This window comes from Lactobacillus crispatus (assembly GCF_018987235.1).
Taxonomy (GTDB): domain Bacteria; phylum Bacillota; class Bacilli; order Lactobacillales; family Lactobacillaceae; genus Lactobacillus; species Lactobacillus crispatus.
Window position 1 is genome coordinate 1,523,501 of the sequence record NZ_CP072197.1, and the last position, 11,654, is coordinate 1,535,154.

General features: G+C 35.4%; 10 protein-coding genes. 1 reads left to right on the forward strand and 9 read right to left on the reverse strand.

Annotated features, from left to right (window positions below):
• Positions 1 to 63: 63 nt before the first annotated feature.
• From J6L97_RS07390 to J6L97_RS07415, 6 genes are all read right to left on the reverse strand, one after another.
• Entirely contained in the window at positions 64 to 396 is a 333-nt protein-coding gene (locus J6L97_RS07390) for a TrbC/VirB2 family protein (protein ID WP_005728948.1), read from the reverse strand.
• Between the two features lie 42 nt (positions 397 to 438).
• Positions 439 to 735: a hypothetical protein gene (locus J6L97_RS07395; protein WP_057726571.1), complete on the reverse strand. Its 297-nt coding sequence runs from the start codon at positions 733 to 735 to the stop codon at positions 439 to 441.
• A gap of 88 nt (positions 736 to 823) precedes the next feature.
• The gene (locus J6L97_RS07400; RefSeq protein WP_057726572.1) at positions 824 to 3,025 is read right to left on the reverse strand and encodes an isopeptide-forming domain-containing fimbrial protein; all 2,202 of its coding nucleotides are present in this window, start codon (positions 3,023 to 3,025) and stop codon (positions 824 to 826) included.
• A gap of 13 nt (positions 3,026 to 3,038) precedes the next feature.
• Complete coding sequence (locus J6L97_RS07405) at positions 3,039 to 6,053, reverse strand: isopeptide-forming domain-containing fimbrial protein (RefSeq protein ID WP_083554562.1); 3,015 nt, start codon at positions 6,051 to 6,053, stop codon at positions 3,039 to 3,041.
• 110 nt (positions 6,054 to 6,163) lie between these two features.
• A complete protein-coding gene (locus tag J6L97_RS07410; protein ID WP_223876346.1) occupies positions 6,164 to 6,700 on the reverse strand; it encodes a hypothetical protein in 537 nt (178 codons plus the stop codon).
• A gap of 13 nt (positions 6,701 to 6,713) precedes the next feature.
• Positions 6,714 to 7,466: a class A sortase gene (locus J6L97_RS07415; RefSeq protein ID WP_057726575.1), complete on the reverse strand. Its 753-nt coding sequence runs from the start codon at positions 7,464 to 7,466 to the stop codon at positions 6,714 to 6,716.
• Positions 7,467 to 7,570: 104 nt separating this feature from the next.
• On the opposite strand from J6L97_RS07415, the gene J6L97_RS07420 reads away from it, so the two are divergent.
• Positions 7,571 to 8,605, forward strand: a complete 1,035-nt coding sequence (locus J6L97_RS07420) for an IS30 family transposase (RefSeq protein WP_123811765.1) — start codon at positions 7,571 to 7,573, stop codon at positions 8,603 to 8,605.
• 92 nt (positions 8,606 to 8,697) lie between these two features.
• Here the strand turns inward: J6L97_RS07420 and J6L97_RS07425 are convergent, their stop codons facing one another.
• From J6L97_RS07425 to J6L97_RS07435, 3 genes are all read right to left on the reverse strand, one after another.
• Positions 8,698 to 9,912 (reverse strand): SLAP domain-containing protein, encoded by a 1,215-nt coding sequence (locus J6L97_RS07425; protein ID WP_057726504.1) that lies wholly within the window; start codon positions 9,910 to 9,912, stop codon positions 8,698 to 8,700.
• A gap of 123 nt (positions 9,913 to 10,035) precedes the next feature.
• Complete coding sequence (locus J6L97_RS07430) at positions 10,036 to 10,287, reverse strand: hypothetical protein (RefSeq protein ID WP_005723232.1); 252 nt, start codon at positions 10,285 to 10,287, stop codon at positions 10,036 to 10,038.
• An 834-nt stretch (positions 10,288 to 11,121) separates the two neighbouring features.
• The gene (locus J6L97_RS07435) at positions 11,122 to 11,505 is read right to left on the reverse strand and encodes a hypothetical protein (RefSeq protein WP_005723233.1); all 384 of its coding nucleotides are present in this window, start codon (positions 11,503 to 11,505) and stop codon (positions 11,122 to 11,124) included.
• Between the last annotated feature and the right edge of the window lie 149 nt (positions 11,506 to 11,654).

Genomic DNA, 11,654 nt, shown 5'->3' on the forward strand with positions numbered 1-11,654 from the left:
CCTTCTTCAACGCCCACCATCAACCCAGTAAGTCTTACTTACTTCACCTTACTTATAAATTAACTATCTAGCATTCCAACCAAACATATTTGCGAATGATGGTACTAAACTTGCAGCTAAAGCAACAATGGCAACACCTACCAGCGCATACATCAATAATTGCTTTGCATTTTGCGACATTCTGTTACCAAAAGCAAAAAGAATACCAGCCAAGATAATAACGACAATGAACAGACCTTTGGCGATATTCTTCAGGTTCTTTTCGGTACTACCAGTAGCCTTATTAATATTTCTCCAAACATCAAGTAAAACTGGATGTTCGTTTAAAAAAGCCTGGGTACCGATTAAGCCGCTCCAAAATAAGTAGGTCAATTTGGTATAAACAGCTAAAAACATTGTTAATCCTCCTTGTATAAAAAAAGCATTTAGTTAGCTAAACTAAATACTTTTACTTGTCCCATTAAAATCACTTGTAAGCTTATTATCATCTTTTGATGACGTAACCTTATCATTTAAAGTCTTATCAGGTTCAGCAATCTGTAGTTTCTCCAGCTGCTCAGATAATTCTTTTTTACCTGCCACTTCTAAAACTGCATCTTTATATTCACTTTTATTACCTGAAATCAAATCTTTTACAAACTCAATCATAACTTTTTCTTCCCAAGCCTTTTGTGTTAAGCCTTGGGAATTATGTAGCTTGCGCAAAATGGACTTGTCTTGTTTACTAAGAGCCATTTGATCCTCCTTAACTATTGCCCACCGTCTCACCCGAAAGAAACAGAAGGATTAGACTTTCACACCATTTTATCTAATCCTTTATATGCTATTCATCTTTGTCATTAGGTAATGTTTCAGTTTCACGTTTATTATCTTTATCAGTGTTTTTGTTCTTGTTCCCATCTCCTGTTGGGTCAATATCATCACTGGTATAATCGCCTGAAACCTCAATCTTCTTATCTGCAGAAGCCTTTGGCGTATTTGGCGTTACGTGAGTAATATTACTTGGAATGTCTTCTTTATTGAACAAGAAATGAGATTCGTTTGGAACTTCAATCATATTGTTGTCCTTGTTCAAATAATCCAAAAGCTTTGGTGTGTTAATTAAAGTAGTATCAATAAACATCTTTAAATGTTTACCATGCCAATTTGCTGGATTATTGGCAGTCCATGACACTTTTCCTGTCTTATTATCGATTTCAAGTTTACCTTGATCAGTAATTTCTTTTGCGTTTCCTGCAGCATTCTTGTCATCATAGTCATAAACTTTAACGCCCTTGATATTTTGAACTTCTGGTTCAATAGTATCTTTAAGAGCTAAGTAATCAATGTCTACATTATCTGGAACCGTAGCTTCAACACGATAAGTATATTTCTTACCAAAATCTACATCCTTAAGAGACTTAGTATCTCCTAAACCGTCGTATGATACAAATTTTTCGTCTTTTTCATTAGTGAACGGGATATTCGTGGTAACAATATTTGAATCAGCTGAACCATTATCAGTAATTACCTTTGACTGGTTATCAATTACGGCTTGATTTTTATGCTTAGGATCAGCGTGATCCTTTAGACTCTTACCTGGTTTAACTGTAGCATCAAAGCTGATCTTATAAGTTTCACGGTAGAAATCATTAAGAGCCAATGTATCACCATTAGCAATTACTGATAGATTATTGCCACTGGATAGAGTTACAGTGAACATGTGGGTAACATCTTGATTTTCACGATTATAAACACGGATTGAACCAGTATCAATGTTCAAAATATTATCTAAATTATCAGTAATTCTATATTCACTATATTTAAATCTATCACGTACATCTGGTACAGAATGAACAATTTGATAGTGATATTGTTCATAACGATTTTCTAGCATATCGTGAGTTACAGATTTAATACCACCAATTTCACTAGGAACATTAGTACCTTCATCCTTATCTGACACAAACTTTTTAGGATCAAGCGGTTTATCTGGAAGTATAGCCCTGCCACCAAAAGCTAAATATGCATGGTTAAAATTACCATTCCAAATTGATGAAGCAATTGTTCCAATTTTATTTTTTTGTGCATCAGCGTCATAATTAGAATCATTTAATTGCCAATATCCATTATTTGCTAACAATTCATTTTGTGATTCGACAGCATGTTTACCTGTATTAGTACCATAAACCCAGGTAATATTCATATGGTCTGTATTGGATAAACTAGTTGTAAATCCACCATATAGGTTAGAAGATTTTACAGTACCTGACCCATCAGGTAAGGCTTCATGGTGAAGGTTGGCATCAGAATAAATATATTTTTTACCCATTTTATCCATATATGATAACCAATTTTTACCCTCTTGATCGCCATAGTAAACATTATCAATATGACTATAAGTCGAGGAGTCAAAACCTACCCACTGATTACCGTCAATGTCGAGAAATGTCATTTGAGTATTTAATTTTAGTGGTTTTCCTGTATCATGATCAATAAAATCAACACGATAAGCCAAGGCACCATCACCAGGAGTAAAAACTTCAAAATCATCAACACCAAATGCAGCATATGGATTTTCTAAAGCTACCTTTTTGGCATGATCAGTTGAATGATCCCATTTATAAGCATTAATCTTCCAATCATTTAAAGTTATTTTCATATCAAGTGTTTTGCCAGAAACTGGATCTGAGCCAACATTTGAATAATAAACACCGATTTTACCCTTTAAATTTTCATTACCTTTAAGCCTAAAAGCGTCCCAAGAGTGTGATTTACCTTCTGTATTTGTAGATGAAGTTGCCCAATCTGCAGAAGTACCACCAAAAGGACTTACCTTAGTAATTCCTTTCATAATTTTAGGTCTAAAACCATACTGTCCTGGAATTTTAGCACCTTCAGCTTTGACTCCCTTAGGTAAATCTTGCATTTGTGCATTATCAGCCTTAACAGTCGTACTTGTAGCAAATCCTAATGAAACGATTGCTAGAGCCGCTCCTGCTAAGCCGATTACCTTAGTATTTTTTAATTTTGTAGCGTCTAACACTTGGATCTCTCCTTTACTTCTTAATCAATTTATTCTTGATTCCAGTGATCTTTTCTTTGAAATCATCATTTGTCTTGTAAAGATAACTACCAATTCCACCTGCAATGGCAACTAATGCGGCAATAAACCATCCCGCATGTTGCATCATAAAGTGACCAGTTCTAGGTAAGAATCCATTTTTACCTGTAATAGGGTTATTTGATCCTGGATTGTTTGACCCTGGGTTATTAGGGTTGTTAGGATTCTCTGAGCTATTTGTAGGGTTCTTAGGATTATTGACATTACTTGGTGATTTCTTATCCGCTTGTGGTGGAATTACATTAACAGTATTTGACTTAACGTCTCTATCATTAACTTTCATGTTTGCAACGTTTGGAATTTCACCATTTACCTTTGAGTTCTTCTTCAACTTAGCTGTAATGTTAGCAGTGTACTTTTTGCCACCCATCTTGCCTACTAAATCAGCCTTAGGCTTCCATGAGAACTTTTCAGTATTCTTATCAAGCGTAAGTTCACCTTGGCTAGTTATATCATTCCCATCAGCATCAGTAATGGTTACCTTTTCAAGATCAAGGACATCTTCTAAGTCGTCCGCAAATTCAACAGATTTAACATCTTGTTTATCACCGACAGTATATTCAACCTTGTAGTCAAAGTCTTTGCCTTCTTGAACCTTATCTGATTCACCCCATTGACCTGATTCAGCCTTAACTTGCTTATTTACCAAGTTTCCATATGGGTCTGGGGTCTTACCATCTGGTTTAGAAGGATCGTTAGGCTTATCCTTCTTAGGATCTTCAGGGTTTTTTGGATCACCATTAAGCGTAGTATGAACAACATTAGTTGGAATATCTTGACCGTTAATTTGCATATGACCTGTATTAGGAATACCGCTATTGTCATAGCTTGATACATCTGCATTTGGTTTAATGTTAGAAGCAATTGCAACATATAGTTTCTTACGTGAGAATTTAGCTGGATCATTAGCAGTCCAAGTAAAGCTTTCATCTTCATCTGAAGTAACTAGCTTACCTTCATTAGTTACATTATTGCCATCACTATCAATGATGACAACATTCTTTAAGTCAAGCACATTTTCCAAATCATCACTTAATACAAGTGACTTCATATTTTGAGAATTACCAATATCAAACGTCAACAGATAATCTACAGCATCACCACGTGAAGCCTGATTGCTATCTACTGTTGAAGAATTAATAATTTCTTTCAAATCTTCCTTAGAAGTTGGAGATTTAGTAGTAACTTCACTAGCGTTTTGTGATGAAGACTTAACAGGATTCTTGTACGGCGTTTGAAGAATTTTTACAGCTTCTTCATATTGCTTGTCTGTTACCTTATCGTTTGCCTTGCTCCATACACCAGTATTAGGGTCAACCTTAACGTATTCCTGCGCCTTTTGATAATCCTTTGGCAATGCACCATCACCATCAGAGTCTTGCCCTGAGGAAGTTTCAGACTTGTTGCCAAAGAATTTTGCCCAATCTGAAGGATTCTTAACAATTCCTTTATGCGTCTTAGGTTCCTCTACCTTTGGGGTCACAACTGGAGTATTTGATGGTGTGTCTTTACCATTCGCCTTAAAGTGAGCCGTATTTGGAATTTCGATGGTATTGTTTTTAATATACTTTTGTAAATCTGCATTGTCTTTGACTTTAGCAGTAACTTCAACTGTATATTTCTTGCCAGGCATAATCTTAACCAAGTCAGCATTTGGTTGCCAGTTAAAGCTTTCATTCTTTTCATCAAGCTTAAGTGTACCTTGTTCAGTGGTAATATCTTTACCATCGGCATTCTTAACAACTACCTTTTCAAGGTCAAGGACATCTTCTAACTTATCGGTAAACTCAACATCGGTTAAATGTTGCCCTTCACCTGCAGTATAGTCAATCTTATAAGTATAGTCCTTGCCAACCTCAACATTGTCTTTATCTTCATGATAGGAACCTGATAGTCCCTGAACACTCTTAACTACCTTATTTTCGGCTGGAGGTGGAGTTTCAACCTTAACAGGATTTGAAGGAATATCTTTATTGTTGTACTTCATATGAGCAACATTAGGAATTTCGTAATTCTTTGTTGCTTTATTCAAGTAACCACTTAAATCTGCATCGGTCTTCAGCTTGACAGTAATATCTGCAGTGTAGATATGCTTTGGCATTTGAGTTAGATATTCTTTAGAAGGTTGCCAAGTAAAACTTTCTTTATCTTTATCAAGTTTTAAATCCCCTTCTTTAGTAACTTCATTTCCCTTGTCATCGGTGATCTTAACGTCTTCAAGATCAAGAACCTTTTCCAAATCGTCATAGAAAACAACATTACTAATGTCTTTACCATTTTCAGGAATTGAATATTGAACTCGATAATGGAATTCATCACCAGCGTCATGCTTGGCTTTTTCACCATATTGACCGTTCTTATCCTCTACTTGCTTAATTGCAGTAGGTTCTTCATCATTCGGTGTATGAACATAAACAGGTGGGGTCTTGATCTTTTCATCGTTATAGATCATTTGACCAACATTAGGAATGTTGTATTGATTCGTATTCTTATCCAAATACCTGTCTAAGTTAGCATTCTTTTGTAGCGTGGTCTCAATTCTCATGCTTAACTTTTTACCAACCCAATCTTGAGGCTTTTTAGCTGTCATATTGGTAGTATTCGTACCTTTATCAAAATCAGCTGTAAATTGATCAGTAACATCGGTATTACCATCAAAAACTCTGGTTTTATTATGAGTAAACACTGGCTCCAATTTATCGAAAAGAACCAATTTCTTTAGATCTACATTGTATGGAACTTGGTAGTAAATATCAAAAGCAATATCTGATCCCTTTTTAAAAGTAGCATCACTCACATATTTCACATCAGCTGCTGCATCAGCTTTAACAATATTAGGGTTTGCATTATGATTAGCGACAGCTACACCAACGCCAACACTACCTAGAGTAGTTACTACACCTAATGCAGAGAGTAATTCTCTAGTTTGCTTTTTTGATAGCTTTTTCAAGGCTATTCCTCCTTAATTTAACAAAAAAACACCTGCATTTTTGTCAATGTCACAAATCAAAACATTGATTCATATGTAGGTGTTTTCTAATAATATATAATTATTGGCAATTACTTGTCTTTTGATAATTGCTTGATTTTGATAGAAAATGGTTTATTTGTACCATCTTCTAACCATGCATAATCAAGTTGTGCATTTTCACTATCAGCGAGATCATTAGCTTTTTCTGTATCATAGTGTAATTCAATATTATTGTCATACAGCTCTCTTAAGCAAGCATAACCAAGAATTGCCAAGAAATAATTCTTATCCTTAGTCTTATCTTCAAAGACATCTGGATACAAACGACTCATTCTTTCCATTGCATCAATATATTCACTTTCCAACATTACGGTTTGAAAAGCATAAGGTCTATCTACCGCTGTATAAGGAGTATATGCTACATATGGAAAACGTCCATCATACTTGCTAGCCAAACCTTCCGAATACTTAAGGAATAACCAGCCAGCCCACAGAATTCGAACTGAGGCTACTCGGTTATCTTTTCTATCTACTAGCCATGCAGGAAACTTCTCTTTAATAATTTTATTTGTATCAGCAAGCATAGCTTCTGGTAATTCGAAATCTACAAAAACTTGTTTTGCCATAACATTTTCCTTTCTAAAAATTAAAGGAGCCTCTAACATACTTAGAAGCTCCCTTATAATCTTGTGAACCAGTGTATTTACCACGAATAAAAAGTCTGCCTTGACCTGTCCAGTCACAAGTAAACAATGATATCACTGGTTTTTTCTTAAACTCTTTATTATTCCAAGCTAATCTTAAATTATAAACTGAAATAAATTGTGAAGATGTGATCTTGTAATAATAAACTTTCTTATAATCTGTTAGTAAGATTGTTGTTCCATTAGGTAAATTTCCTCTGACCTTTGCAGTATATAATGGGCTAAAGAACGAACGCCCATCATCCATATTATGACCTGCTAAAGCGTAGTTTCCTTCACCCATCTTTTGATATTGGTTCATTGTTCCTGCACCTAAGTTCAGTTCCACATTACCAACTCCACGATAGATATTTAATAGAACATTATGATCTCTTATTGCTATCTGTCCTACAGCTCGATAATCTCTTCTATGCTGATATGCATTGGCAAGAGATTGAGGTGATACAGGTTGGACAGCCTTCATATTAAAACTTGGCTTTTTCTTCTGTTTGTTTTTTCTTTGACTCGACAAATGATTAGTTGCCACATAGTTAGCAGCTTGTCCTTGAATATGGTCAAAATTAGCAATGCAGTAAATCGCAACCCCAATTAAAATTAACGCAATAATAGCTATTACTGTACCAATTTTTTTCTTTTTATCACTTTTTCGCTGTTGATTAATAGCTAATCTACTTTTTTTTATTTTCATTTTAGGACCCGGATTTAAAATTGAAGTGCAACACCAAGTGTTAAACAAAAAGGCCATGAAGACCTAAACTTGAAGTGACGAAAAATCAAGAAAGGAAGATCTTCATGACCAATTCAAATTCTAGCATTTCTAAGCACTATCATCAATTAACCAGCGTACAACGTGGACAAATTCAAGCAATGCTGGATTCCGGCATAACTTCCCGTACTGTTATCGCTCAAGAAGTCGGCTGCCATAAGTCGACAATCAGTCGCGAAATCAAACGCGGAAGCGTCCTGCAAAGAGACAGCAGCTATTTATTGTATGAGCACTATTACGCTGATACTGCACAGCTTTATTATGAGAAGCGTCGCAAAAACTGCTATCAGCGCAATCCATTGAAGCATTATGCTGTCTTTTTGAGAATGCTCTCCAGACGCTTCAAAGCTAAATTTGATGCCACCAGCATCGATGAATTCGTTGGTGAATTCAAAAGGACTATGCCAGGCTACCCTTGTCCCAGCACACCAACTGTCTATCGCTATATTGATCAGGGCTTGCTGGACATAAGCAATATTGATCTGCCTATGAAGCTCAAAAGACGCAGGAACAAGCGTCATCACGGCCAGAGCGGTCATGCTTTGCACAAGAAGAATCTTGGCAATTCCATTGAACAGCGTCCTAAAGAGATTGAAGACAGAAAAACGCCGCTGCACTGGGAAGGAGATCTGGTTAAAGGCGTCAGACGCAAGAATCAGCCTGCTTTAATGACTTTGACCGAAAGAACCACACGCTTTGAAGTAGTTATCAAGATTCCTGACTATCGGGCAAGCACATGCCAAAGGCTGCTTCAAAATGAGATTGACAGACATCCTGCCTGGTTTAAATCGATCACGTTTGACAATGGCTCTGAGTTTGCGGATATGACCAAGATCAAAGGCTGCCAGATCTACTTCGCCCACCCATATTCTCCATGGGAAAGAGGCACCAATGAGAACTGCAATGGACTTCTGCGTCAATTCTTCCCTAAAGGCAAAAGCATGAAAGATAAGTCAGCTGCTTATGTTCAACAGGCAACTGATGCCATTAACCGCAAACATCGTCGAATCCTTCAATATCACACAGCAGAAGAACTCTTCAAGCAATATATTTCCTCATAGCCTAACTGTTGCACTTAATTTGACAATTCAGGTTTCATTTTAGGAACAAAAAAAGGCAATTAGCATAACTAATTAACCTTTATTTCTAATTTCTACTTAGCAGCTTCCCAAGCCTTAATCCATTCTGGCGAATAACTTCCCACAACGGTAAAGTTTAATTCCAAACCGTGATCGATATAATCTCCCTCATTATTGAATCTAACTTTTAAAGCAGCATAAGCATATTTATCTTTATGTCCTTCAAGTGTTCTCAAGTCTATGTTGTCTTCTTCTCTTGTATAAGCATTAAAGATTTCATCTGCGACTTTCTTGGGATCTCTTTCTTTTAGATTAATGAAGTGCTGTTTCACATTATTATATCTGAAGGCATCTAAATCATTAAGACTTCTCGCACTATCCATTCCTAACGCCTTTAATTTAGGTAAAAATTTAGCTAAGGTATCAGTATTTTGAAATGTACCAATACCATCACCTAAAGCGTTATATTCAGGAGTACCTTTTTGCATAATTCGATTTACAAAGTTATTCAACTCTGGATTTGTCTTGTAGGCAGGATAACCTTTACTTTGGCGATAAGCATTGATTTTTTGCCATAAATAATTTTGAATTTGGGATACTTGGTCATCAGTAAAGTAGATATAACCTTTTTCTTTGATCCATTCTTGTTTTTTAGATTGAGAATTTGAGCTATTATAATTATTAGTCTTTTTTTCTGCTGTTGCAGAATTGCCAGTAGTATTACCTACTGCAGTATCCGTAGCATTATTGTTTACTTGGTTATTAGCACCTTCAGCCGAAGTTGATTGTGCATTTGCAGCCTTGACGTATTGACCATTGCCTAAGAATAAGTAATTCTCACCATTAATAGTCTTGGTGCCAACTACTGTAAAAATATGACTCTTCTTTAAAGTGTCAGCGCCTTTAATTCTCTTGCCTTCTGCATTATAAACATAAGCATTATGAGTTAAATAGTATTGTCCACCAACTGCATTAGCTTTACTGGTCTTCTTAGCAAAATTAGCAACCTTAACGTATTGATTCTTACCAATGCGGTAGTATTTCTTACCATAAATCTTCTTTGTACCGAGAATCTTAACTGTTTTGCCCTTCTTCAATACTTTCTTGCCATAACGATTGCCATTACTCTTATAAATATAGGCATTATGAGTAAGCTTGCCATTTTTTACTGCTGCTTGTACAACATTTGTATTATTAGCAACACCATTTATTTCATTAACACCTACTGCTCCAACTGATAACAATGTTGCAACAGATAAACTTACTAATACATTCTTTTTCATAAACATAATTTGCTCCTCTTTCCTTCAAATAATTCAGCTTAAATTACTCGCTAACTTTTCCCCGCTCTCACCTGCTTTCATTATACTACATACGCAACATTATAGCAGCGGGATATCCGTTAATTTTTATTATTTTAAAATATACTCTTGCGTACATCTTCCAAAACGATCATATGTAAAAGATAACTTCACTTGATCATTCTTTCGGGAAAGTAATGCACGTAATGCTAATGTTTCTTTTTGCCTTAAAGGCGTAAAATCTTTAGGGTATTCCCTCGCTAATTGATTGCGATAACGGACATACTCATCCGCCGTTAATCTTGTAACATCTAATTTTTTCATTACATTAACCAATCGATCAACGTAATCAAAATTATTCATAACTTTTCATCTTAATTTCCCTATTATTATAGTTTGTGATCTCTTTTTAATTACCAACGGTTTTACGCTATGACCGATAACGATGATGGTTTCTTAGTTAGCCATCAAACTGTAAGTTTTTGTACAGTACGTAGCAGATAGCTTCACCTATCTCTAACCTCTCGCTTCACGCATTCCGCAAGCTATCCTCTTATCAATCCTAATCAAAGACTCTTTCTTGCCCTTCAGTTACTACAACACTTAAATAATTAAGTTTATTGACTCACTTACTGTTCTTGATCACACTCCGACTTTTTATTTACTCTTGAGTTTTTCATCAAGGTATTCACATGTTAAAACAGCCAAAAAGAATGTATGCTTATCTTTTAGTAGCCTATTACAGCTATTACTATTACTTTAAATTTTAAATTTCGTTCAAACTAAGACTTATCATCAAGCCAAAAATAATAGTAATCTTTATTGATGGACGGCTATCTCCATCTCGGCAGGTGTGATTCTTTCTTCTTCCACCCGTTGTGCCTTCAATTCTCTGTCTTACAAATCCTATTGAGTCGGCTCAATAGTCATGCACACGTCCTACACCCGTTGCAGAGCATAGTTGACGCTTATTCTGTTTTCAATGTACTAGTGGACTGTCTACCAGTCCTAAAAGAAATAGCTGAGTTGAACAGCTAAATTATTGATCAAAAATCAATAATTGTACCGACTTTCTTAATGATTAACATTCTAAGGATTTTGCCTCTTTTACTTGATTTGTCACGACTACTGCCACAATAATTGCTCCTGTCACAGCTAACGCAGTTAAAGCAAACTTGCTAAACTTTTTCACGTTTATCATCTCCTCTGATTTTCGTTTACCCATTTCTTCAATGCTGCTTTATCAATTTTTCCTTCTTGATAGCTTCTCAATAATTTCAAATAATTGCTTCTAGCAACTTCTTTTTGTGTAATTCGTTGCAGTAGCTTTTCTTGTTGCTTCTTGGCTTTCTTAAGCCCCCTATTAACGGAAAAACTTGGTGGGAAGCCCTGATTTCTTGCGATTGTTTCATTAACTTCTGTTAACTGTTTTCGCAAATCATTAATTTGACTGTCATACCTAATAAGGAGTTCTTTAGGATTATCATCCATATTTTTCTTCAAATTTTTCATGTTTGAATACGCTCGCCAGACGTAATAAACAATATAAATACCTACTGCGACTGTTATTAACTTATACATATTTTTCCTCACTAGATTAGAGCGGAAAGATTCGAACTTTCATTGCAAGTATTAAGTATTGAGTATTAAAGTATTAAAAATAGGGATATATATGAATATCAACTTTTTGATTCAAAAGAGGAGCAATTCCTTTAACAAATATTCATTCC